Origin of the sequence: Sorangium sp. So ce590, assembly GCF_051521365.1 — a bacterium.
In the GTDB taxonomy this organism is placed as follows: domain Bacteria; phylum Myxococcota_A; class Polyangia; order Polyangiales; family Polyangiaceae; genus Sorangium.
In genome coordinates this window covers 7,935,188-7,958,147 of record NZ_CP150346.1, presented here as the reverse complement: position 1 = coordinate 7,958,147, position 22,960 = coordinate 7,935,188, and the positions used below count along the sequence as shown (strand labels likewise).

The following is a 22,960-nucleotide window of genomic DNA, read 5'->3' as shown; positions in this document are numbered from 1 at the left end:
CGATCAGGGATGCGCTCGGGCGGATTGAAGCTCTGCCGGCAGGCGCCCTCTTTGCGAGCGAAGGAGCACCGGTCCGGCTACATCGCCGAGGTGAACAATCGCCGCGCCCTCTGTGAACTTGGCCTGATCCCACTCGTGGAGCAGGACGTTGGTGATCGCCTCGCCGCGCGCTGCCGCGTCCAGCACGGCGCGCTCCTCCGCGCACCGGATCTCGAAGAGATCTGCCTCCGGAAAGGCATCCACGAAGCCCTTTTGCCCCCACCGCTCCACCAGCACGCGCAACTCGCCCCGCTGCGCTTCCGGCACCGGATACGGCCCGCGTTCGCCTGTCGCAGGCCCTCGTCACGAGCCCGCATCCTAGAGATCGCCTTCGCCACCGTCCAGCCGGCGAGCTCCCGCCGTCGATCTCGCTGCGGGGCCGCGGCACGGCTCGCCCGGAACGCCTTCCTTGCTGCCCGTCCTCCGCTCATCTCGTGGCATGCTGCCTCCCACGGGCCGCCCCATGCACTTCGTCACGTACGCCCCGCCTCCACCGCTCGGCCGCTTCGTCCGCCTGCTCTGGTACTACGCCGCCCCCGAGCTCCCCGACCTGCTCGAGCGCGTGCTCCCCACCGGCGCCATGAGCCTCCTCATCAACCTCGCCGAGGACGAGCTTCGCTGGTACGACCCCGCCGCGGCCGCCGCCGTCTCCGCCGCCCCGAACGCCGCCGCCTCCCCCGCCCGCTGCCACCGCCTCTCCGGCATCGCCGTCTGCGGCGCCCACGCCGAGCACTTCGCCATCGACACGGCCGAGCAGCGCGCGATCGTTGGCGCCGAGCTCACGCCGGGCGGCGCGTCCCCGTTCTTCGGCCCGGACACCGAGGCGCTCAGCGGCGCCCATGTCTCGCTCGACGCGCTCTGGGGCCGCGAGGCCGCCCTCGTCCGCGAGCGCGTCCTCGAGGCGACGACCCCCGACGAACGGCTCCGCGCGCTCGAGGCGGCGCTCACGGCGCGGCTCCTCCGCCGCCCCGCGCGCCCGCTCGCGCGCGACCCCGCGGTCGACTTCGCGCTCGCCGCGTTCGCCGACCCGTCCCGCGCGACCACCGTGGCCGACGTGACAGGGCAGCTCGGGATGAGCTCGAAGCGGTTCATCCGCAGCTTCACCGAGCAGGTCGGCCTCACCCCGAAGCGCTACTGCCGCGTGCAGCGCTTCCAGCAGGCGATCTCGGCGATCGCGCGCCACGAGCGCGTCTCGTGGGCGGGCCTCGCGGCCGCGTGCGGTTACTACGACCAGGCGCACTTCATCCACGACTTCCGCGCGTTCGCGGGCCTCACCCCGACCGAGTACGTCGCGAGGCGACGCGAGCGGAACCACGTCCCGCTCGACGGCTGACCCGGCCGGCACGTTTTTACAATACCCGCTCGGGCCGCGCCGGCATCCTCCGCCCATGACCCAGCGACCTCACCCCATCGCCCCGCCCCCGTACCACACCGTCGTGCCGCACCTCGTCGTCGCCGGCGCGACGGACGCCATCGCGTTCTACAAGAAGGCGTTCGGCGCGACCGAGAAGATGCGCCTCGCCGACCCGAAGCTCGGCGGCGCCATCGTCTGTGCCGAGCTCGTCCTCGGCGACTCCGTCGTCAGCGTCGCGGACGAGGCCCCCCAGTGGAACGCCCGCGGCCCGAAGGCGCTCGGCGGCTCGCCCATCGTCATCACGCTGAACGTCGAGGACCCCGACGCCGTCGCCGCGCGCGCCGTCGAGGCGGGGGCCAAGATCATCTACCCGATCGACGACCAGTTCTACGGCCGGCGCGAAGGCAGGATCGAGGACCCGTTCGGGCACCAGTGGATCCTCTCGGCCGTCATCGAGGACGTCTCCGTCGAGGAGATGCAGGTGCGCATGGCGAGGTGGTGGGACGAGAAGGGCCCGAGCGGCGCCTGAGCCGCGCGGCGTCCGCCCGGGGCCTCGACCCGTCGCTCCGTCGCCCCGTCGCCGCGCGCGCTCACGCGCTCCCGCGGGCCGCGGCGCGCGGCGCGCCCCGCGGGCCGCGGCGCGCGGCGCGCCCCGCGGGCTCACCGGGCCGGCCGTCGCCGGGCGCGGGACGAGAGCGCGGCGGCCCTCGCCGACTCCGGCTCCTGCAGATCGAGCGCGGCACCGCGCGTCACGCGGGCCTCGAACCTCGTGGATCTCGGCGCCCGCGACGACGACTCCGGCGCGGCCCCGGTGTCGGACCCGTCGCACGACATGAGCTCGCCCCCGGGGTCGGTCGGCGTGAGCGAGTCCGCCATCGAGTGAACCGAGCGCTTCATCTCGGTGAGGCGCGCCAGCTGGAGGACGATCGCCATCAGCCGCTCGGGATGGAACGGCTTGAGCAGCACATGGTGAACTCCCGTCTCCTTCGAGCGCGCGTGCTCCTCGGCCCCGGTGATCAGGAGACAGCTCGTGTAAACGGGCATGCTCGCGACCTTCCGGAGGAGCTCGTCTCCCTTCATTCCGGGCACCATGAGATCGGAGCAGACCAGGTGGAACTCCTTCGTTTCGAGCAGCGCGAGCGCCTGCTCCGCCGACGTACATTCCACGACGTCGACATCCGTGGAGAGCACCGCAGAGATGCTGCTCAGCGCATGCTCGTCGTCCTCGACAACGAGGACGCAGTATCTCCGCCGGGACGATGAGCATACGGCGCCTCTGTGTTGACCCTCCGAAGAGGTGCGATGAGCTCTTACGGTCGATGACACGATGGCTGCCTCCTGCGACGATCGCGGGTCCGCGTCCTGTGCCGCTGGTCGCGGAGGTGCGCGAGCGCGCTTACGTGGTGTAGAGCGCCTGCCCGGCGCCCCCGCGCCGACGGCCTCTGCTTTGGAGATTTACACGACCCGGTTTGTTGGAGTCAACACCGCAACACGCCCTCTCGACAGGCCAGCACGAAGATCTGGAGTTCCGTTCGGCCTGCGTGAATTGGCGTCTTCCAGGCAGCCGGAACCGTCGGAGGTGTAACGTGAACGAACCGGCTCATCGCGGCTGCGGAAGCGCGCCTCGGGCTCGCGGACGCGGATGCGCGATAATTAACAACTGTCCGATGTTTGAATCTTCACACTCACGTACGTCTCTACCCCGCTGGAGCCTGCCAGTCGCGCGCGCCCCGGATCTCCGCTGAGCCCGTCAGTTAACGAGCGCGCGGGCGATTTTGCGAAAGCTGTGGCCGAGTGCCTCATCCGGCGCTCGCATGTCGTGGACAGGGCAGGCGCCTGCGTGGAGCGCCCGTTGCAAAGGCGCGGCGCCAGGGGACTGGAGGTCAAGGTGGCACTTGATTTGTTGAACGAGCGGGGCACACCGCTCGACAAGCAGCAGTTCGACTGGCGGGAGCTGGTCAGCATCCCGTCCAGCAAGCTGAGCGATGGCGCGTTCACCCGCGTCCGGATCATCTTGATGAACGGCATGGTGAACTGGCTCCTGCCGGGCGACCTGTCCGTGCTCGAGACCACCCTCGGGTTCGAGCAGGTGGCGATCGAGGTCACCGTGGCGGTCGCGATGAACGAGCCCGACGAGCACCTGGCCCAGGTCTAGGCGTCCCCGCAGACGCTCGCCTACCGCGAGCGGCTCAACAGGAGCGGATCGCCGTCCGAGGCGGTCGTCGCAGGGTATGTGTGGGTCCCCGTGCGCTCCTGGGTCGAGGCGTCGGTGCTCGCCCGGGGCAGGGGGGATGCGCGCCGGGGCCGCAGCGCGAGCCGCCCGGCTTCGCGAGGTGTTCCCTGGCAGCGCCTACCTGCCCGCCATCGAGGACGCGTTGAACGGCTCTCCGTTGAAGACGAGCCCACGCCCGCTCCCCTCGACCGGAACAGAGAGCCGTCAAGGCACCGTGAGCACCAGGAGATCTGCTTCTCTGGTTGGCGTCCAGGGCGCCTTGAGCCCTTCGAGCCCTCTCTCTGTCTCTCTCTGGCCCCTTCAGCCGGAGACGCGCTCGATTTGTCATCACGCCGGCGCGAGCGCCGCGTCGGAATCACGGGCGTGAAAACGAGCGCGCCTGATCGATTTCGCAGCGAAGCGCTGGACCGTCAGGGAACTCGCGTGCATGGACGCGTCATTCGAGGAGCGGCAATGGCTCACCGTAGAACGCAACACCGGCGTGCTCCGGCGTGCCGCCGGAACAACATCCACCCTCCATCGCGAACCTCCTCCCCGTTGCCGGCCCTCGGACCCTCGCCGCCCACGCCAGGGCGCACGGCCTGAGCCCCGCCACGACCGCCAGCAGGCTGCGGCTCGCCAGGAGCGCGCTCGCTGGCCGGATCGCGCGCCGGCGCTGGTGAGCCAGGGCTCCACCCTCACGCCGGCCTCCGGCGCCCGCCGCCGCGCCGGTCGATCCTCTGCGCGCTCTCGATCCGCCGCGCCCCGCATGCGGCTAGACTCCGCGCAATGTTCTGGTTCGATGCCGTCCTGCTCGGGGTCCTCGAGGGCCTGACCGAGTTCCTCCCCGTCTCGTCCACCGGTCATCTCATCCTGCTCGGCGCGTGGCTCGGTCACCAGAGCGAGGCGGCGAAGACGCTCGATATCGTGATCCAGCTCGGGGCGGTCCTCGCCGTCGTCGTCTATTTCCGCGAGCGCCTCGCCGCCACCGCGCGCGGCATCTTCCGCCGCGACCCCGACAGCCTCCGTCTCGCCCTCGCCCTCGCGGTCGCCTTCGTCCCGGCCGCCGTGGTCGGCCTGCTCTTCCACAAGGCCATCAAGGCGTACCTCTTCGGTCCGGGCCCCGTCGCGGTCGCGCTCATCGCCGGCGGCCTCCTGATGATCGGCGTCGAGTCCGCCCGCCGGCGCCGGCCCGACCAGGGCGCGCCCCGCCTCGAGGACGTCACGCTGCGGCGCGCGCTCGCGATCGGCGTCGCGCAGTGCTTCTCGCTCTGGCCCGGCGCGTCGCGCTCGATGGCCACCATCGTCGGCGGCCAGCTCTCGGGCCTCAGCACCGGCGCGGCCGCCGAGTTCTCGTTCCTCCTCGCCATCCCGACGCTCGGCGCCGCGACCGTCTTCGACCTCGCCCAGAACGGCCGCGCCCTCCTCGAAGCGCCCGGCGGCGCCGCGGCCCTCGTCATAGGGCTCGCCGTCTCGTTCGCGGTCGCCCTGCTCGTGATCGCGGTCTTCCTGCGCTACCTCAAGCGCTACGGCCTCGCGCCGTTCGGCTGGTACCGCATCGCGCTCGGCACCGTCGTCGTGTGGCTCTGGTTCGCGAGCCGCACCGCCCCGGTCGACGTCGGCGCCGCCGCGGCCGAGCCCGCACCGCGCGGGGACGTCGCGGCCGCAGAGGACGGCCTCGCCCGCGCCGACGATCACCCGAGCCGCCCCTAGGCGCGCCACGCTCGGGACCGCCAGCCCCGCGCTCTCCGCGACGCACCCGGGCTCAGCAAGATGCCGCGCATGCACCCGCGGCGCGGTCGCAGCCGGCCACCTTCTTCAATGTCAGACTCACGTCATATTCCTTCCGTGAGGGCGCCCCGGTCGAAGCGAAGGCGCCCGCGAGCTCGTCGGCGCCTTCGCCGACCGTGACCGTGCGCTCGCGTCCTCGGGAGCAGCCTTCGCGACGGAAGACGGAACGGCCTGCTTGCGAAAGACGTCGCGTCGGGCTAGGATGCTCCTCCTCACGAACGTCCCTGGCCCTCGATACGACGCTTTCCCTCTTCCCTCTTTCGCGAGGGAGACTGCAGCTCGCTCGGACGACTGGACGACGCACCGTGTGACCGCGCGGGGGTTCCGCGCGGCACGTCTCCGTTCGATCCGATACGGCTTCGTCGGATGGCAGGCCGAGAGCGCCGCATGGCGCACCAGAAAGCCGTAAAAAAAGCAGGATGGCATGGGAAATCGTCTCTACGTAGGTAACCTTTCGTTCAGCACCACCCGCGAGACCCTCGAGTCCGCGTTCGCCGCAGCCGGCGAGGTCCGTGAGGTCGCGATGCCGACCGATCGCGAGACCGGGCAGCCGCGCGGCTTCGCGTTCGTGACCATGGGCTCTGCCCAGGCCGCGAACAGCGCCATCTCGCAGCTCAACGGCGCCGTCCTCGACGGCCGCGCGCTCAAGGTCAACGAGGCGCAGGAGCGCCCGGCGCGCAGCTTCGGCGGCGGCGGCGGTGGTGGTGGCTTCGGCGGCGGTGGCGGTGGCGGCTACGGCGGCGGCGGTGGTGGTGGCGGCCGCGGCGGCTACGGCGGCGGTGGCGGCGGCCGCGGCGGTCGCGACCGGTACTGATCACCGGCGCGGCGCGGCGGAGCTCGTGCGCCGCCGCGCCTGCGCCTTCAGAACGCGCCACAGGGCGCTGAAGAACGCGCCCGAAGGCGCCGAAAGGCCTGGTTCCGCATGCAGAAGCAGGGAGCATTGAAGCGGCAAAAAGAACGCGCGCGCCAAGAAAAGCAGCGCGAGAAAGACGCGAACCGCGTCGCACGCCGCAAGGAAAAGGGCCCCGGCGACAACGGTTCACCGGGAGAGGATCCGGACATTGCGGGGATCATCCCGGGGCCTCAGCCTCCGGTCGTAGAGTGAAACGCGCAGCGCCGAGCCAGGGCGCCGAGAGCGCCCCGTCCGAGCCAGAGACTGATCCGGAAAGCTCGGCGCAGACCACCGCAAGGCGACGGTTCATCGAGCAGAGCGCGACCACGCTGGGACAGGCGTGGGCCAAGCAGTGGCGTCAAGACCTTCATCGCGAAGGCCGCCCCGCTGCTGGCGGATGGCCCGGCACGCTGCGCGAAGCGCGGACTCAGGTAGAGATCAATCTCCCGAGCGAGCTGCTGCACCGCAAGATGCCCGCCATCACCGGCGTGGAGCGCGAGCTCGCCGCCCGGACCGCGTACGCAAGCGCACGGAACGAGTGGCGCAGACACCTCGAGCCCGAGACGCCGTAACGTAACATCACCGCTCTCGATCGGTGCACCGGCTTCATCCGGTGCAACGACTCAGAAATGAAGACCGTCAGGACGCCAAGGGAACCAAGAAGGTCTCTTCTTGGGGCCTCGGCGGCTCACTTTTCTTCGTTCAAGCACCGCTCTGGCCCGGCGACAGACGGCCCGCAGCGTCGATCGCCGGGGCTCGGGCCGCTCGCGGCGTCCGTCGAGCAACGCCTCATCACCCGAGACACGCCTCGAGTGATGACGGGGCGAACAACGCTCGCCCCCCCGCCTCTACGCTTCGGGGCCCGACCGGTACGTGGCCGTGGCGACGTAGTGGAGGACCCTGGAGCAGAACTCGCCACCACAGCTCCCCCGACAGGCGCATTCACCCTCGAAGCGCGCCGCGCGCGAAGCGAGGGCGTTCAGGACCTCTCGCGTCACGTCGTAGCCCCCGTTGTCGCAGGAAGAGTACGAGCACGGCATTTCGAACAGCGCATGGGCGTGCTCCACGACGACACGACGGATGTACTGCGTGTCGTTCGTGAGTCCGTTGGGGCGGCTCTCGCGGATCTCCAGGTTCAAGCTCGTCAGATCCGGCACCTTCTGAAGGAGCTTGCCAGCCGCCTGTTCCCGCTTCCCGCGGAGGAGCATGCGCTCCTCCCGCTCGATATTCCTGCGACGATTCGCTGAGTACATCTACCACCTCGGTCGCGCAGGAATGCACCAAGCCCCTGCCCTTGTACAGTATAGCGCAGTCGACGGCGCGGTGCATGCACAATCTGGGCTCTCCTGGGTGGCGTCGATCGGCCACGAGAGGGGGTAACGGGAGAGCGCCTGCATCGAAGTCACATCAGCCGAGGACAGCCAATCACAGGCCAGCACGCCGCGCTGGCCGGCGGGCGCGAGGGGATGGGCAGAAGAGCTCGATGCGGATGCGCTGGACGTGGAGAGGAGCGCAGGATCGCGTGAGGCGAGCGGCTCCATTCCGTGCCGAGCGCGCCTCGTACCGAGGTCGGCGTCGCCGCTCGTTCCTTCCGTGCTTCCGTGCTTCCATTCTCGTGCGTCCGCGCGGCTCAGTCCTCGTCGCTCAGGACGAGCCTCTCCAGCTCGGTGAGGTTGACCCGCGCGGCCCTCAGCTTGGTGAACGCCTCCTGGACGACCTCGCTGACGGCCATCTTGTCCGCGCGCGGCGCGACCTGTATCTCCGCGAGGGCCTGCTCGAGGTTGCCCTCCGCGTCGGTGATCTCCTGCTTCGCCGTCGTCAATTTTTCCAAGAGAGTTTTCTTCAGCATCGGCTTGCGCCCTTTCGACTTGCTGCGCGCTTACAGGAGCACCTCGCCGCGAGGTGCGGCGAGGCAGGGCAGCGATTGCCCTTCGGCCCGGGCAGCAAGGCAGCATAGGCGAAGGCCCGGCGGAAAGGGACCAAAGCTCGCGCTCGCCGCGCCGCCGTCGACCGGGGCCGGCGCGGCGACCCGAACCGGCTGCCGCTGCGGCCCGCGGTGGGGCAGCGGCCGAGGGACGGGACGGGTCGGCTCGGTCCGCCGGGCGGGGACGGCGACGCTCGCCGCGCAGGGGCCGCCCGCCGGCAATTTCGTCGCGGTTCCCCTCGTGAACCACACAGGCGCCCTGCGACCCGCTCGCGGCCCCGAGCGCCCGCAGAACGTGTGAGAAATGCCCGATGCCGACGGAATATGTGTCGAGCGAGGCGAGCGGGCGCGGGCGGTCGCACAGGAGGCGAGAGCGGACTGTTCAAAGACACGTTGACCCTTCGCCATCTCTCCCCCGGAGAGCGCTTCCGTCGCCGCGAAAGGGCCTTAGGGTGTTCTCGAGATGCACGAAGCAGCCCTGCGCGACCCGCCGCGGTCGCCTCCAGAGGAGACTCCGCGCGAGGACGAGGAGCGGCTCGCGCGCGCGACCGCCCTCGCGGCGTGCGCGCCTGTGCCCGCCCGCCTCGATCGCGTCTTGGCCGGGACCGCCGGGTGGACCGATCCCACCCTGGTGAAGAGCCAGCGATTCTACCCGAAGGGCGTGTCGAGCCCGGAGCAACGGCTCAAGTTCTACGCGTCCCAGTTCCCGGTCGTCGAGGTCAACTCGACCTATTACGCCCTCCCCCGCCCGGCGATGGTGGAGCAGTGGGTCCAGCGGACGGCGCCCGACTTCGTGCTCGACATGAAGGCATTCGCGCCGCTCACCCAGCACCCGGTGGAGCCCGCCCGCCTCCCCGCGGACGTCCAGCGCGCCCTGCCGGCAGGGCTCCTCGACAGGCGGCGCCTGTATCCGGGCGACCTGCCGGCCGAGACCAGGGACGTGCTCTGGGAGCGCTTCCGGCAAGCGCTCGCTCCGCTGCGACAGGCGCGAAAGCTCGGGTACGTGCTCTTCCAGTTCCCCCCGTGGTTCACGGCGACGCGCGGCAATGTGCGGGTCATCGAGGACTGCCGCGGCCGCATGGACGGGATCCCGTTCGCCGTCGAGCTCCGGCATGCGTCGTGGGGCGCGCCCGATCGCATCGAGCGCGTCGTGGACTTCCTGCGAGATCTCGGCGCCTTCTACGTCATCGTCGACGAGCCGCAGGGCAAGGAGAACAGCATGCCTCCCACCCCGCTCGTCGCCGATCCGCGCCTCGCCGTGGTGCGCTTTCATGGCCGGCGCGCGGAGACCTGGGGCGCCTCGGTCAGCGTGAACGAGAAGTTCAGGTACGTTTACGATCCCGCAGAGCTCGATCCGTGGGCCGAGACCGTCGCGCGGCTCTCCCAGGAGGCGGAGCGGGTACACGCGATCTTCAACAACTGCGTGTCCGACTACGCCGTGCTCGGGGCCAAGGGGCTCGTGGCGCTCCTCGCCCGCAGGGCCGAGTCGCTGGACAGCGAGACTGTCCCGGTCCAGGTCGCCTCGACCGTCCACTGAGCCCTCGTGGCCCCCGCAGCGTCCGTGGACACCCCGCATCCGGTGGCCGGCGCCGCGCGCGGGCGCCTGCGGCCAGTCGCGGCGTCGCCACGGCCGCGGATCACGGTAGGCTCCGCCGCGATGATGCAGCCCAGAGCGGCGGGCGCTCCCCGCCTCGCAGCTCCCCCGCGCCGGTCGCGGCGAGCGGCCGCGCTCCTCGCGGCGCTCGCGCTCGCCCGCTGCGGGGGCGCGCCGCCCCGACCCGCGCCCCAGGAGGGCCGCGCGCCCGCGTCGGCGCACCCCCCGCGGCCGGCGCCGGAGCTCCTGCGCGCCCGCTGGGTCGACGCGAGCGGCGCGACAACGGTCGGTCCCCGGGTCGCCGGCGGCACCATGGCCCTGCTCGGCGGCCGGCGCTTTCTCGTCGGGAGCGACGGCGCAGCTCGGCCGGAGACAGCGGCCTGCCCCGAGCCCCTGATCGAGCTCGTCCTCGTGCCGTCCGCCGCCGGCCCGCGGCTCGTCGGGCGCGGGGTCCACGGCGTCTACCGGTTCGATGATCCGCTCGGCGCGCCCGCGCTCCTCGCCCGGTCCGAGACCGAGCTCCTGCGCCTGGGCGGCGGGCCCGCCGTCGTCGCGGTGTGGGACGCCGCCTCGGATCTGCCGAGCTTTCTCGACATCGAGACGGGGCAGCCGCGCGCGCTGCCGGGCTTGCCCGCCCTGCCGCTCCGCGCCGTGGCGTTCCGGGATCCCCGGCAGGGGGCTGGGCTCTTCGAGGCGACAGGGCTCGCGGTCACGGCCGACGGCGGCGCGTCGTGGCGCGCCGTCGCGCCGGCGCTGCGCGACGACGGCCAGGAGGCGGACCCCGCGGCCCTGCTCCACATCGCCGGCCTGCGGCTGCGCGGCGACGAGCTGCTCGCCGTGACGCCGGGCGCGGCCGCGCCGCCGGGGCAGCGCGAGGTGCGGATCCTTGTCGCCGAGGCGCGGCTCGCGCCGGCCGGCGGCGCGCCCGAGCCCGGCGCCGGCGCCCCGCTGCTCCGCTGGATCCGCGCGACAGGACGCCACCCGCTCGAGGCCGCGATCGCGAGCGGTGCGGCGTGGACGGGCTCCGCGATCACGGCGAGCCACGGCCTCCTCGCGCGCGTGGACCTCGCCTCGGGCGCGCTGCACGAGGTCGCCCCCGTGGGCCGCGGCGACAGGTGGCTGAGCGCCTGCGGCGTCGGTCGCGCGGGGCGCTCGGCGTGGGTGGCCTGCGCGCTCGGCGAGGAGGGGGGGGACGGGCATCACGATCCGTTCGGCGTGCTCCAGGTCACGGCCGCCGGCGGCGCCCTCGGCCGCGAGCCGCCGGTCCTCCTGCGGAGCGGCGAGGTCGAGCTGCGCGTGTCGCCGAGCGGCGGCGCCATGCTGCTCGCGCCGTGCGACGCGGACGAGGAGGGCAGCGCGTGCGTGCGCCAGCCGAGCGGGCAATGGATCACGGTCCGCCCGGGCACCGACATCCACTGGCGCGGCGCCGGGCCGCTCGCCGATGGCCGGATCGCGATCGTGCGCGGCCTCTGGAACAGCGACGTGGCGCCGCGCGAGGACCCCGCGCCCCGCGGGGAGCCCGCGCCGCGCGGCGGCCAGGGCCGCGAGGGCGCCGCGGCCGGCGCCCACGTCGCGGTGATCGACGCCCGCGGCAGGGAGGAGCCGCTGATCCCGCTCCGCTGGCTGCGCGACGGGGGCGGCGACATCCACGTGGTCAGCCCGATCGAGGAGGGGCACGACGGCGCCCTGTCGTTCGTGGTGGCCGACGAGGCCGGCGAGCTCACCGCGGTGGTCCTGCCCCCCGGCGGCGAGGCGTCGCGGGCTCGCCTGGCCGGCGCCGCGCACGCCCTGATCCACGGCGGCCATGGCGTCGCCGTCGGGGAGGGGAAGGTGCTCGCGTCGGCCGACGCCGGCCGCTCGTGGGCGCCCATCGAGGTCCCGCCCCGCGCCATGGATGCGGCCGCCCAGCTCGGCGATCTGCTCGCCGAGCCCGGGGTGCTGGCCGTCAACGAGGTCGGCCTGAAGATCGACGCCCACCTGCGCGTCGGCTGGGGGCCGGCGCTGCCAGCGCAGGGGGCGCCCGCCGCCGGGCCGGCGCTCGAGGCCGCGCTGCTCCTGCCGCACCGCCCGCCACCGGCGCCGGGGCTCCCCGAGCGCGCGCTCGCCTGCACGACGCAGCCGGGGCCGCCGCCCGCGCCGCCGGGCGTGCCGCCGCCGAGCAGCGCGCAGGAGGCGCTCGCGCTGCTCGCGAGCGACGCGAAGCCCGCGCCCACGGGGCAGCGGCACGTCTCGTCGGTGAGCGACCGGCGCTGGGGCCTGCTCTCCACCGTCGCCGTGCTCGAGGCGCGCGCGCCCGACGGCGCGGCCAGGAGCGTCGGCCCGGGGGGCGGCGCCGCAGCGGCACGGCGCGTGACGTGGACGCTGCGCTGGCTCGACCCCACGGAGCTCCAGGCCAGGGTCCGCTCATGGACGGGCCTCGCGCCCGAGGGCGTCGGGCGGGACGCGATCCTCACGCGGTTCGCGGCGTCCGGCGACCGGCTCGTCTTCGGAGTGCGCGCCCCGGGCCGCGACCTGCTGATCCGGGCGAGGCCCGGCCGCGGCCCGGAGGTCGTCGAGGTGCCGCAGGAGCTGATGCCCGAGACGGAGGTCGCCTTCAGCGAGGCGCCGGACGGGCCGATTGCGTGGCTCCGCGGCGCGTCGCTCATCGCCTGGCAATCCGGCGACGCCCCGCGGCCGATCGCCTCGCTCGCGAGCCGCGGCGCGCGCGCGCTCGGGCAGCCGACGAGCGCCGGCGTGCCGCTGCTGCTCGGCTTCCGCGACCTGACCCTCGGCCGCACGGTGCCGATCCCGCCCGCGGAGAAGACCGCGCCGGGGACGCCCGCGAAGGTCCCGCCGCTCCTGCCGCTCGACGGCTGGGAGATCGCCCCGAATGTCCGCACCGAGCTCACCCGCCTGCCGGCGTGCCCCGCGCGCCCGCGCGGCGCGCGCTTCGTGCTCGACCGCGCGAGCGCCTCCGTGTCCATCGACGGTCACGGCGCGACCGCGAGCACGGCTGTCTATGACGTTCGTGTGTCAGGCCCTGACGCTTGCGTGGCGAAGGTCGCCGCGCTGATCGATCTCGATCGCCGGACCGGAGGCGAGCCCAGCGCCGGCCCCGGCGCCGGCGAGATCGCGTTCGTCCGCGCCGATCTCGCGGCCCGCCGCGCCGAAGGTGGCGAGCGTGGGATCGGCGAAGGCGCTGGGAGAGGCGGAGGAACGGTACACGGGACAGCGCGCGGAACGGTACGCGGAACGGTACACGGGACAGCGCGCCGCCTCGCGTGCTCCCTGCCTGTCCGGCCCTGAAGCGCCGCTGCTGCGAGGGCCTTCGTGCTCGACGCCCCACCCTCCGCGCGGGTATATATGTTCGCGCGCCATGTCCTCTCCGGAACACCCGCGCTCCTCGCACCGCCATCTCGGCGATGGGGTCGAAGACAAGCTCGAGGCGCTCGATCCGCTGAAGATCGGGTCGTTCGACGACCTGCTCCGCGCGATGAGCCGGATCACCATCGGCGGAGGTGTCCCGCGCAACTGGGCCCAGCAGGTCGCGCCGTTCTACGACATCGTGGGCGATCGCCTCGGGATCGAGGCCGAGCACCCGCGGTCCCAGTACGGCGTCCGCATCTGCCCCGAGCCCGTGCACCGGGGCGGCCTCTCCGGCTGCACCTACTCCGAGGGCGTGAGCTGGGGGAAGTTCACCCCGCCGCGCGAGGGCGGCCGCTTCTCCGAGGTGTACGCGGACGCGATGGTCGCCTGGCCGCTCCTCGTGCGCGCCCTCCGCGAGCGGCTCGGCAAGATGCCGAAATAGCGGAGCAGGCCAGCGTGCTCGCCGTCACACCCCGCCCGCCGCGCCTCCTCGAGGTGCTCCTCTCCCTGGCCGCCGCCGGCGGCGCGCTCCTGTCCGCCGGCTGCCCCTCGCAGGAGGAGCGCGTGTGCGATCTCATCTGCGACTGCACCGGCTGCAGCGAGGCGCGGTACCTCGACTGCGTCGACAAGACGGAGACCGCGAAGACGGCCGTGGCGGAGGCGAGCTGCCCCGCGGCCTTCGACGAGTACCTGGCCTGCCTCGAGGAGGAGATCGAGTGCAAGGACGATGCGTTCTCCTTGGACGGCTGCGAGGACCAGGAGAGGAGCCTCCGCCAGTGCGGCGTCTTCGTCTTCCGCTCCGTCTGCGAGCACGCCAACGACCACCTCGTGGCGTGCGGGCAGGGGCGCCCCTTCGCGCCCGGCGCCGAGGCGTGCTCCGAGCAGATCGCGTGCAACGCCGAGTGCATCCTCGGCGTGTCCTGCGACGGGCTGAACGGGACCAGTTTCGACGAGGCCCAGCGCTTCAACGAGTGCAACAACCGCTGCTTCTCGATGCGCTGAGCGCCTGATCCGGATCAGGGGCCCGCGATGAAGCTGTCCTGGTAGCCCGGGTCCTCCACCTCGAGCGCGGCCGGGGTGGCCGCGAGCGGGCGGATCGTGTCGAGCATGACGGCGAGCTCGCTCGTCTCGCGGCTCCCGAGGCTCGCCTCGTACGCGCCGGGGTGCGGCCCGTGCGGCACGCCGGCCGGGTGGTGCGAGATGCTGCCGGGGCCGACGCCGCGGCGCGAGGTGAAGTTGCCGCGGCAGTAGAACAGCAGCTCGTCGCAATCGACGGACGAGTGGGGGTAGGGGCAGGGGATCGCCTCCGGGTGGAAGTCGACCGGGCGCGGCACGAAGCTGCAGATGAGGGCGCCCCGCGCCGCGAACGTCCCGTGCCAGTCCGGCGGCAGGTGCACCAGCCCGACGCGCGGCTGGAAGCTCTGGATCGGGAACGCGAACGGGTACACCGTCCCGTCCCAGCCGACGACATCGAGCGGTGAGCGCTCGCAGGCGAAGCCGTGGAACGCGCCGCCGCGCTTCACGACGAGCGCGCGGATGCCCTCGTCGAGGGGGCCGACGAACGTCGGCCGCCGGAAATCGCGGTGGGAGTAGGGCGCGTCCATCCGCAGCTGGCCGACCTCGTTGCGCCACTTGCGCGGGAGGTGGATGTCCGCCGCCTCGATCGAGAGCCACTGCTGGGGCGCGGCGTCCGGGAGGAAGCGGTGGAAGAGCCCCTTCGGGACGACGACGTAGTCGTCCCGCTCGAAGCGGAGATCGCCGAGCATCGTGCGCAGGACGCCGCCGCCGCGGAAGACGAAGAGCAGCTCGTCGGCGTCGGCGTTCGCGAAGTACACCGGATCGTCGGCGTCCGGCTGGGCGATCCCGATCACCACGTCGTCGTTGAACAGCAGCGGCACGCGGCAGTCGATCGCGGGCCCGCCCCGGCGCGGCAGCTCCTGCGACCGGTAGTGCCGCTTCGCGAGCGGGCGCGCCGGCGCGGCGACCGGCAGCGCGAAGCCGTGCGCCGCCCGCGCGACCCGGTGCTCGTGCGGCCGGCGCTCGTGGTAGGCGATCGTGTAGGGGCCGTCGAAGCCCTCCCGCGTCAGGCACTCCTCGTAGCGGAGCTCCCCCGCCTCGCTCCGGAGGGCGATGTGGTGCTTGCGCGGCACGCTCCCGGCGACGACGCGATCGAGCATCAGCCGCTCCCTTCCGCTTTCTGCTGCCGCTCGATGCTCTCGAACAGCGCCCGGAAGTTGCCGGCGCCGAAGCCGCGGTCCCCCTTGCGCTGGATGAGCTCGAAGAAGAACGGCCCGGCGTCGGGATCGCGGTGCGTGCCGGCCGACTCCTTGAGGAAGATCTGGAGCAGGTACGACCTCGCGCCGTCGCCGTCGACCAGCACCTCGAGCTCCCGCAGCGCCGCCACGTCCTCGTCGAGCTGCCCGACGCCGAGCTGCTGCAGGCGCTCGGGCAGCATGTCGTAGTAGGCGGCCGGGGTCGGCATGAACTCCACGCCGCGCGCGCGCATCGCCCGCACGGCCGCGAGGATGTCCTCCACGGCGAGCGCCACGTGCTGCACCCCGTCGCCGCGGTGCTCCTCGTTGAAGACGTTGATCTGCGAGCTCTTGAAGTAGGGCCGGTAAGGCTCGTTGTTGGCGAACTTCACGCCCGAGCCCGGGTCCCACATCACGGCCGAGCGCAGGCCCGAGCCGTGATCGGCGCCCTCCGCGACGTCGTTCGTGTGGAACGCGATCTTCCAGAACGGCTCGAGCCCGAGCACGTGCTCCATCCAGAGCAGGGCGGGCGCCATCGTCTGGAAGTTCGAGGTGATGTGATCGAACCGGGCGAGCCCGAAGCGGTTCTCGCCGCCGCGCGGCGCGTCGTAAGCCACGCAGCCGGGGAACAGCGCCCGGTAGCCGCGCCGCTCCACGAAGCGGAAGGTGGTGTCGCCGAACGGCGTCGTGATCGAGAACGACGCGAACGTGCCGCCCTCGTCCGTCGCCCGGTGGATCTCGTCGATCGGCGTGCCCCCGCGGCCTTCGAGCAGCCGGAAGGCGCGGCCCACGTCCTCCACCTCGAAGATGATCGTGCCCACCCCGTCGGGGTGCTTGCGCAGGTAGCGCCACGCCCGCCCGCCCTCGCCGAGCGGCTGCGAGCACACGATGGCGCACTCGCCGGCCTGGAAGACGACCGACCGCTGCGCCGCCGCCGCCGTGAGCTCCGGCGAGCTCGCGGCGATCTCCTGAAAGTCGAGCTTCTCCGTGTAGAACCTGCGGCTCCGCTCCAGGTCGCGCACGTAATAGTGCAGCGCCTCTACCCGCTTGATGCCGATCGACTCCACCTTGGTCATCCGGATCCTCCGTCGCGAGGGGCGTACGCAGGGGGTGAGCTACGTGCTCGCGGCGACCGCGTCGGCCTGGCGGTCGGCGTGGGCGGCCTGGAAGGCGGGCAGCGCCATGCACGCCGCCTCGATCCGCGTGAGGGTCGAGAGCGGCGCGAGATCGACCCCGTGGCGTCGCGCATTGTAAAGCTGGGGCACGAGGAACACGTCCGCCACCGTGACCTGATCGCCGACGCAGAACTGGCCGCAGAGCTCGACGGCCGCGGCCTGGAACGCGGCGAGCCCCGACGCGATGAAGCGCCGCGCGAATGCCTTCTCGTCACCGCCGAGCTCGCTCTGCACGTATTTCAGGGTGGCGGTGTTCTGCATCGGCTGCGTGCCGGAGTTGATCATCTCGACGAGCTGCCGCGCCTTGGCGCGCAGGTACGGATCCGCGGGCAGGAGCGGCGGCGCGGGGATCAGCTCCTCGAGCAGCTCGATGATCGCCACCGACTGCGACACGCGCCGGACGGCGCCGCCCTGCTCGAACTCGAGCAGCGGCACCTGCGCCATCGGGTTCTTGGCCCGGTAGTCGTCGCGGAGCTGCTCGCCGCCGTCCCGGACGAGGTTCACCGGCCGGTACGCGTGCGGGGCGCGCTTGTGGGCGAGGGCGATGCGCACGCGCCAGCTGCACGAGCTGCGCCAGTAGCCGTAGAGCGTGAGCCCCTGGATCGCGGCGGTCATCCGGCCACCACCCGCTGCGCGATGCGCCCGAACAGGTTCTCGCCCGAGCGACTCAGCATCTCGATCATGATCGTGTCTCCTGGCTTCATGAAAGGCGTCCTCGCCGCGCCGTGCGAGAGGATCTCGAGCATGCGCTTCTCGGCCAGGCACGACACGCCGCGCGCCGTATCCCGGTTCGAGACGGTGCCGCTGCCGAGCAGGGTCCCGGCCGTGAAGCTGCGGGTCCTGGCGATGTGCTCGACGAGATCGAAGAACGAGAAGTGCATCTCCGGGCCGGCCTCGGGATCGCCGATGAGCGCGCCGTTGTAGGTCGAGCGGAGCGGCAGGTGGACGCGCCCGTCCCGGAACGCGTCGCCGAGCTCGTCGGGCGTGATCGCGAACGGAGAGAACGCCGTGGCGGGCTTCGAGCAGAAGAAGCCGAACCCCTTCGCGAGCTCGGCGGGCACGAGGTTGCGCAGCGTCACGTCGTTGGCCAGCAGGAAGAGGCGGAGTTGCCGGTCGGCCTCGTCACGGCGCGTGCCCTGCGGGGTGTCGCCGAGGACGACGCAGACCTCGGCCTCGAAATCGAGGCCCCACGCCTCGTCGCGCAGGACGATGTCGTCGGTCGGCCCGAGGAGGACGCCTGAGCCGCCCTGGTACACGAGCGGATCGGTCGTGAGCGTTGCGGGGGGCTCGGCGCCGCGCGCCTTGCGCACGAGCTCAATGTGATGGATGTAGGCCGATCCGTCGACCCACTCGTACGCGCGGGGCAGGGGCGCAGCGAGCTCATCCATGACGAGCGGGGCCACCGCCGCGTCGCCGCGCTCGATGTCGTCGGCGATGCGGCGCAGCGCGGGCTCGGCGCGCTCCCAGTCGTCGAGCGCGGCCTGGAGCGTCGGGAAAGCGGCGCCGGCCGGCGCGCAGGCGAGGCCGTCGCGGCGGACGATGACGAGCGTGCCGTCGCGGCCGGGGCCGCGGAGAGAGGCGAGCTTCATGCGGGTGCGAGCTCCTCGTGGCGCTACGGTGGTCTCATCGTCTTCGCTTGACAAGCATGACGCGGCTCACGCCTGCTAGCGCATGGCGCTCTGGCGCCGTGCGCAACGTGCGACCGGGTGACCGGCTGAACGGATCTGCATGAATACCGGACTCGATGTTTTCTCGACGCTCCACCACCTGGTGCAGCGCGCCATGGCCAGCCTCCCCGGGGCGCAGCGTGGCAGCTTGCTGGTGCGCGCTGGACGACGGCTCGTGTACAGGGCGTCCGTGGGGCTCGATGGCATCCTGCCGGGCCGGGTGCACATGCCGTCGGACGGCGGGCTGTTGAGCGCGTCGGCGCCGTTCGGCCCCGCCGCGGCGCCCGAGGCGGCGCGCGGCCCGTGCCTCGTCCCCGCGGCTGTGTGGTACCGGGCGCACCTGCCCGAGGTCGCGCAGCGGCCCGGCTGGCCTCCGGAGGGGGCCCACGTGCAGGTCGTGCCGGTGCACCTGTTCGGCGCGCCGGGCGCCTACTTCGCGCTGGAGCAGCCGGACGACGCGCCGCTGTCGGGCCCTTACCGCGCGCTCGTCGAGTCGGTCGCGGAGAGCGCGGGCGCCGCGCTCGAGCGGCGCGGCCTGTTCGAGGAGAAGGCGCAGGTCGCGCAGGAGCTGCGGCTGCTCGAGGAGGTGCTGAGCTCCGTCGCCGAGTCGGTCGATCTCCTCGAGCTCATCGAGACGCTCGCGGACGGGATCAGGAGCGTGCAGACGGGCCCGCGCTGGGGCACGATCGACCTCGCCCTCCTGGAGGACGCGGGGCGAGGGCCCGCGGCGGATGCGCGGCGGACGCTGCGCCTCTACCGGGCTCCCCGCCGGCCCATGACGGCGTACTGGAACAACGTGCGCGACGGCGCGCTGGCCGCGGGGCGGGACCTGCGGGGCGCCGTGGCGTTCAGGAGCGGGGTGGGCGCCGATCCCGCGTCCCAGGAGGCGCTGTTCGAGGAAGGGCTCCGCCGGGGCGTGAAGGGGATCGCCGTCGCCCCCATCGATCCGGTCGCGCTCGAGCCGCTCATCCGCCGCGCGGTCGCGGCGGGGGTCGCGGTGGTCGCGATCGACTCGCCGACCGTGGAGGGCAGCGCGGCCCCGGTCTACATCGGGACCGACAACCGGGTCGCCGGCAGGCTCGCGGGCGAGATGATGCAGCGGCTCTTGCCGCAGGGCGGGCTGGTCCTCACCCAGGCGCCCTCCTTCGCCGTGTCCAACGCCAGCGAGCGCCTCGAGGGGTTCCGCGAGGCCGTCACCGGCTCGGCGATCCGCCTCGACGCTCCCCTGGAGAACCATTTCGACCCCGCGCGCGGGGTCGAGCTCGCCCTCTCGGCGCTGCGCGACAAGCCCGGGATCGCCGGCGCCTTCGGGGTGTGCAGCGAGAACGGCCCGAGCTTCGGCACCGCGTCGATGACGCTCGGCAGGGCCGGAGACCTCAAGATCCTCGCCTTCGATCTCATCACGCCCACCGTCGCCATGCTCCAGGACGGCGCGATCCACGCCGCGATCGTGCAGCGCGAGTACGACATGGGGTACCGCTGCGTGCAGGTGCTCTACGACATGGCCACGCGGGGCGCCGAGGCGGCGCTCGCGGATCTGCCGGCGTCGCGCTTCATCGACACGGGCGTCGACGTCGTCACCGTCGAGCGCACGCCGCGCTCGGTGGCGCTCTCGGATCACCTCGCCATGAGCTCCGCCCGCCGGGTCGCGAACCGCAGGCTGGGCGCGGCGAGCCGCGCGCCGTCGCTCGAGTTTCTGGTGATCGGCATGGCCGAGCGCGAGAGCCTCGTCGACGACGAGCGCGCGCCGATCGTGGACGACTCCCTGGTGGGACGGGTGATGAGCTCGTGCTGCTCGCTCGTCATCGACACCGCGTCGAGCGAGTACCAGCACTTCAGCGATGTCGTCGAGGCCCGCTGGAACGGGGCGCGCACGCTGGTCGGCGTGCCGCTGCTCTCCCGGGACGCGGTCCTCGGGGTCCTCGTCCTGAGCAGCCCGCAGCCCGACGCGTGCTCGGCGAACGACCTGGCGCTGATCGAGCGCGTGGCCTCGGTGGCGGCCGTCGTGCTCGAGAACGCGCGGCTGCTCTCGCGGATCAAGGAGCGCACGAGGGAGCTCGAGTCGCTGAGCAGCCGCCAGGTGGCGCTCCTCGACACGATCGCCGTGATGTCGAGCCCGGTCGTGCCGATCGCGCCCGGCGTCCTCGTCATGCCGATCGTCGGCGCGCTGGACGCGGCGCGCTCCGGCCGCTTCATCGAGGTGATGCTGAAGGAGATCTCCGAGCACCAGGCGCGCGTCGTGATCATCGACGTCACCGGCATGGCGGTCGTCGACGCGAGCGCGGCGAGCCACCTCGTGCAGGCGGCGCGCTCCGCCGCCATGCTCGGGTCCGAGGTGGTGCTCGTCGGGATCGCGCCCGAGGCGGCGCGGCTCATGGTGGAGCAGGGGTTCGATCTCGGGGACATCGTCACCCGCTCCACCCTGGAGCTTGGGTTCTCGTACGCGCTCGGCAAGACCGGCGGGCGGGTCGTCTACCGTCGCTCCTGAGCCCCGTCGCTTTCGAGCCGCGGCGGCGCCCGTTGCCCTCGCGCCGCGGGGCCCCGCGCGATCAGCGGTCCCGGTGGAGCTCGATGGCGGTCGCGACAAGCGCGACGATCTTGGCGACGTCCACGTCCTTGGCGGAGCGGATATGGACGTTCCTGGCCGACTTGGGGTTGCCGGTGAGCACGCGGTTCGGATCGGGCAGCTCGGCGCCGTGCTCGAAGCCGAGGTTCACGCCGAAGCGCTGCGGGGCGAGCCAGCAGATCTGGTGCTCGTGCCCGTCGCCCATCCGGAAGCTGATGATCCGCCAGCCTGGATAGACGTGCTCGTGCACGTCGGGGATGACGCGGAGGAGCAGCTTGCGCACGTGCAAGGTCAGCTGCTGTGCTGCGGGCGGGTACTCGCTCAGCAGAGCGGCCACGGCCGGATCTTCCGACACAATCACCCACGCTAGGTCCACGCCCACGAAGACGCAACCGGCTGCGCGACGTGACGTTCCGGTTCGGGCGCTTGCTTCCTGTCAGGTCAGCGCAGGCGAGGTCGGGCGCACGCGCTCGCTGTGGGATGGGTCACTCGGTGGCGGGCACGCCTCTCTGGCGTTCGTCCTTGGCGATCCAGACGGTCTTGATGTTCACGAACTCGCGCAGGCCGTAGGACGAGAGCTCGCGGCCGTGGCCGGACATCTTGACCCCGCCGAACGGCAGCCGCGGATCGGACACGACCATCCCGTTGATGAACACCTGGCCGGCGTCGAGCTCGTCGATGAGGCGCTCGCGCTCCTGGGGGTCGCGGGTCCAGGCGCTCGCCCCGAGGCCGAATCGGGTGGCGTTCGCCATGTAGATGGCCTCATCGATGTCGGCGACGCGGATGACGGCGGCGACCGGGCCGAAGAGCTCATCGTCGGCGGCGGGGGAGGGGCTCCGGACGTCGGTGAGCACGGTCGGCGGGAAGTAGTTGCCCGGGCCTTTCAGCCGCTTGCCGCCGGTGAGGAGGAGCGCGCCCGCGGCCACCGACGCCCGCACCTGCTCCTCGAGCTCCGTGACGATCTGCGCCGTGGCGAGCGGCCCGACGTCGACCGACGGATCCATCGGGTCGCCCACCCGGAGGCGCCGCATGGCCGCGACGAAGCGCTGCTCGAACTCCGGCACGATCGACTCGTGCACGATGAAGCGCTTCGCCGCGATGCAGGACTGCCCGTTGTTGATGATGCGCGCCTTGATCGCGGTCCCGACGGCGGCGTTGAGATCGGCGCTCGGGAGGACGATGAACGGATCGCTGCCGCCGAGCTCCAGCACCACCTTCTTGAGGTGCTTCCCCGCGTGGGCGCCGACGCTGCGCCCCGCGTTCTCGCTGCCGGTGAGCGTCGCGGCCACGACGCGCGGGTCGGCGAGCAGGCGCGGCACCGCGTCGGTCCCGATGAGCAGCGCCTGGAAGGCCCCTTCCGGGAAGCCGGCCCGGCGGAGGATGTCCTCGATGGCGAGCGCGCAGCGGGGGACGTTCGCGGCGTGCTTGAGGAGGCCGACGTTGCCGGCGACGAGCGCCGGCGCGGCGAAGCGGAAGACCTGCCAGAACGGGAAGTTCCACGGCATGATGGCGAGCACCGGGCCGAGCGGGTGGAACGCCACGTAGCTCCTGTCGGCGTCGGTCGCGACCTCTTCGGGGGCGAGCAGGCGCTCGGCGTTGTCGGCGTAGTAGCGGCACACGGTCGCGCACTTCTGGGCCTCGGCGATGGCGGAGCCGATGGTCTTGCCCATCTCGACCGTCATGAGCTGCCCGAGCTGCTCCTTCTCTCCCTCCAGGATCTCGGCCGCCCGGCGCAGCTTCTGGGCGCGGTCGGCGACCGGGGTCTGCCGGAAGCTGCGGAACGCGGCGTGCGCGCGCGCCACCTTCTGCTCCAGCGCCGCCGACGAGAGGGGCTCGAAGGTCTCGAGCGTCTCTCCCGTCGCTGGATTGATCGTCGCGATGGCGGTGTTCACGGATGTGCCTCCTCTTCGAGCGCCGGGGGCCGCGCCCTGTCTCCTGCGTGCGCAGGGCGCGCCGAGCGATCCCGGCAGGCGAGCTTGAGCCAGACCTGCCTCTTCTTGCAATGGTCAGCGAGGACGAGCCCGCCTATGTTCCCGTTCCCGGCGGCTTTCGCCCTTCTGCCGCAGCGCGCGGTCGCATGGGGGCGGAAGGGGGTCGCCATCGCACGTTCTGTTCATTACGCAGAACGGGATGGCCCGCAGCGGATCCC

General features: G+C 72.4%; 21 protein-coding genes and 1 pseudogene. 12 read left to right on the top strand and 10 right to left on the bottom strand.

The window, feature by feature from the left end:
• Positions 1–3: 3 nt before the first annotated feature.
• On the bottom strand, positions 4–306 hold the full coding sequence (locus WMF28_RS29890; protein ID WP_437596740.1) for a hypothetical protein: 303 nt from the start codon (positions 304–306) through the stop codon (positions 4–6).
• A gap of 172 nt (positions 307–478) precedes the next feature.
• Here WMF28_RS29890 and WMF28_RS29885 point away from each other — a divergent pair, with 172 nt between their 5' ends.
• Together WMF28_RS29885 and WMF28_RS29880 are read left to right on the top strand one after the other, a co-directional pair.
• Entirely contained in the window at positions 479–1,372 is an 894-nt protein-coding gene (locus WMF28_RS29885) for a helix-turn-helix domain-containing protein (protein WP_437596739.1), read from the top strand.
• 55 nt (positions 1,373–1,427) lie between these two features.
• Complete coding sequence (locus tag WMF28_RS29880; RefSeq protein ID WP_437478915.1) at positions 1,428–1,922, top strand: VOC family protein; 495 nt, start codon at positions 1,428–1,430, stop codon at positions 1,920–1,922.
• Between the two features lie 131 nt (positions 1,923–2,053).
• On the opposite strand, the gene WMF28_RS29875 is transcribed toward WMF28_RS29880, so the two are convergent.
• Positions 2,054–2,584, bottom strand: coding sequence for a response regulator (locus WMF28_RS29875; protein WP_437596738.1), 531 nt, complete (start codon positions 2,582–2,584; stop codon positions 2,054–2,056).
• A gap of 697 nt (positions 2,585–3,281) precedes the next feature.
• Here WMF28_RS29875 and WMF28_RS29870 point away from each other — a divergent pair.
• From WMF28_RS29870 to WMF28_RS29850, 5 genes and pseudogenes are all read left to right on the top strand, one after another.
• A pseudogene (locus WMF28_RS29870) lies at positions 3,282–3,545 on the top strand (hypothetical protein); the annotation flags it as partial.
• Positions 3,546–4,394: 849 nt separating this feature from the next.
• Positions 4,395–5,318 carry an undecaprenyl-diphosphate phosphatase gene (locus WMF28_RS29865; RefSeq protein WP_437596737.1) on the top strand — a complete coding sequence of 308 codons (924 nt, stop codon included), beginning with the start codon at positions 4,395–4,397 and terminating at the stop codon, positions 5,316–5,318.
• A 502-nt stretch (positions 5,319–5,820) separates the two neighbouring features.
• Positions 5,821–6,210 carry an RNA recognition motif domain-containing protein gene (locus WMF28_RS29860; protein ID WP_437596736.1) on the top strand — a complete coding sequence of 130 codons (390 nt, stop codon included), beginning with the start codon at positions 5,821–5,823 and terminating at the stop codon, positions 6,208–6,210.
• Positions 6,211–6,318: 108 nt separating this feature from the next.
• Positions 6,319–6,501 carry a hypothetical protein gene (locus tag WMF28_RS29855; RefSeq protein ID WP_437478904.1) on the top strand — a complete coding sequence of 61 codons (183 nt, stop codon included), beginning with the start codon at positions 6,319–6,321 and terminating at the stop codon, positions 6,499–6,501.
• The gene (locus WMF28_RS29850) at positions 6,498–6,860 is read left to right on the top strand and encodes a hypothetical protein (protein ID WP_437596735.1); all 363 of its coding nucleotides are present in this window, start codon (positions 6,498–6,500) and stop codon (positions 6,858–6,860) included. The genes WMF28_RS29855 and WMF28_RS29850 overlap by 4 nt, the downstream gene beginning before the upstream one ends.
• 276 nt (positions 6,861–7,136) lie before the next feature.
• On the opposite strand, the gene WMF28_RS29845 is transcribed toward WMF28_RS29850, so the two are convergent.
• A complete protein-coding gene (locus WMF28_RS29845) occupies positions 7,137–7,541 on the bottom strand; it encodes a hypothetical protein (RefSeq protein WP_437596734.1) in 405 nt (134 codons plus the stop codon).
• Between the two features lie 377 nt (positions 7,542–7,918).
• Positions 7,919–8,119 carry a hypothetical protein gene (locus WMF28_RS29840; RefSeq protein ID WP_437596733.1) on the bottom strand — a complete coding sequence of 67 codons (201 nt, stop codon included), beginning with the start codon at positions 8,117–8,119 and terminating at the stop codon, positions 7,919–7,921.
• A gap of 556 nt (positions 8,120–8,675) precedes the next feature.
• Here WMF28_RS29840 and WMF28_RS29835 point away from each other — a divergent pair.
• The 4 genes from WMF28_RS29835 (at position 8,676) to WMF28_RS29820 (ending at position 14,153) form a co-directional block, all read left to right on the top strand.
• The gene (locus WMF28_RS29835; RefSeq protein WP_437596732.1) at positions 8,676–9,749 is read left to right on the top strand and encodes a DUF72 domain-containing protein; all 1,074 of its coding nucleotides are present in this window, start codon (positions 8,676–8,678) and stop codon (positions 9,747–9,749) included.
• A 120-nt stretch (positions 9,750–9,869) separates the two neighbouring features.
• Positions 9,870–13,091 (top strand): hypothetical protein, encoded by a 3,222-nt coding sequence (locus tag WMF28_RS29830; RefSeq protein WP_437596731.1) that lies wholly within the window; start codon positions 9,870–9,872, stop codon positions 13,089–13,091.
• 70 nt (positions 13,092–13,161) lie between these two features.
• Positions 13,162–13,593, top strand: coding sequence for a deoxyhypusine synthase family protein (locus WMF28_RS29825; protein ID WP_437596730.1), 432 nt, complete (start codon positions 13,162–13,164; stop codon positions 13,591–13,593).
• Positions 13,594–13,607: 14 nt separating this feature from the next.
• Positions 13,608–14,153 carry a hypothetical protein gene (locus WMF28_RS29820; RefSeq protein WP_437596729.1) on the top strand — a complete coding sequence of 182 codons (546 nt, stop codon included), beginning with the start codon at positions 13,608–13,610 and terminating at the stop codon, positions 14,151–14,153.
• Between the two features lie 14 nt (positions 14,154–14,167).
• Here WMF28_RS29820 and WMF28_RS29815 read toward each other — a convergent pair whose 3' ends face one another.
• Genes WMF28_RS29815 through WMF28_RS29800 form a run of 4 tightly spaced genes read right to left on the bottom strand, consistent with a single transcriptional unit; the run spans position 14,168 to position 18,167 of the window.
• Positions 14,168–15,328: a homogentisate 1,2-dioxygenase gene (locus WMF28_RS29815; protein ID WP_437595317.1), complete on the bottom strand. Its 1,161-nt coding sequence runs from the start codon at positions 15,326–15,328 to the stop codon at positions 14,168–14,170.
• Positions 15,328–16,479, bottom strand: coding sequence for a 4-hydroxyphenylpyruvate dioxygenase family protein (locus WMF28_RS29810; protein ID WP_437596728.1), 1,152 nt, complete (start codon positions 16,477–16,479; stop codon positions 15,328–15,330). The genes WMF28_RS29815 and WMF28_RS29810 overlap by 1 nt, the downstream gene beginning before the upstream one ends.
• 39 nt (positions 16,480–16,518) lie before the next feature.
• The gene (maiA, locus tag WMF28_RS29805) at positions 16,519–17,193 is read right to left on the bottom strand and encodes a maleylacetoacetate isomerase (RefSeq protein WP_437596727.1); all 675 of its coding nucleotides are present in this window, start codon (positions 17,191–17,193) and stop codon (positions 16,519–16,521) included.
• Positions 17,190–18,167: a fumarylacetoacetate hydrolase family protein gene (locus WMF28_RS29800; protein ID WP_437596726.1), complete on the bottom strand. Its 978-nt coding sequence runs from the start codon at positions 18,165–18,167 to the stop codon at positions 17,190–17,192. Before WMF28_RS29800 ends, maiA begins: the two co-directional genes overlap by 4 nt.
• 139 nt (positions 18,168–18,306) lie before the next feature.
• Here WMF28_RS29800 and WMF28_RS29795 point away from each other — a divergent pair, with 139 nt between their 5' ends.
• Positions 18,307–20,733: a substrate-binding domain-containing protein gene (locus tag WMF28_RS29795; RefSeq protein WP_437596725.1), complete on the top strand. Its 2,427-nt coding sequence runs from the start codon at positions 18,307–18,309 to the stop codon at positions 20,731–20,733.
• Between the two features lie 61 nt (positions 20,734–20,794).
• On the opposite strand, the gene WMF28_RS29790 is transcribed toward WMF28_RS29795, so the two are convergent.
• Both WMF28_RS29790 and WMF28_RS29785 read right to left on the bottom strand, forming a co-directional pair.
• Positions 20,795–21,148, bottom strand: coding sequence for a DUF1801 domain-containing protein (locus tag WMF28_RS29790; RefSeq protein ID WP_437596724.1), 354 nt, complete (start codon positions 21,146–21,148; stop codon positions 20,795–20,797).
• Between the two features lie 148 nt (positions 21,149–21,296).
• The gene (locus tag WMF28_RS29785; RefSeq protein ID WP_437596723.1) at positions 21,297–22,703 is read right to left on the bottom strand and encodes an NAD-dependent succinate-semialdehyde dehydrogenase; all 1,407 of its coding nucleotides are present in this window, start codon (positions 22,701–22,703) and stop codon (positions 21,297–21,299) included.
• Positions 22,704–22,960: the final 257 nt, after the last annotated feature.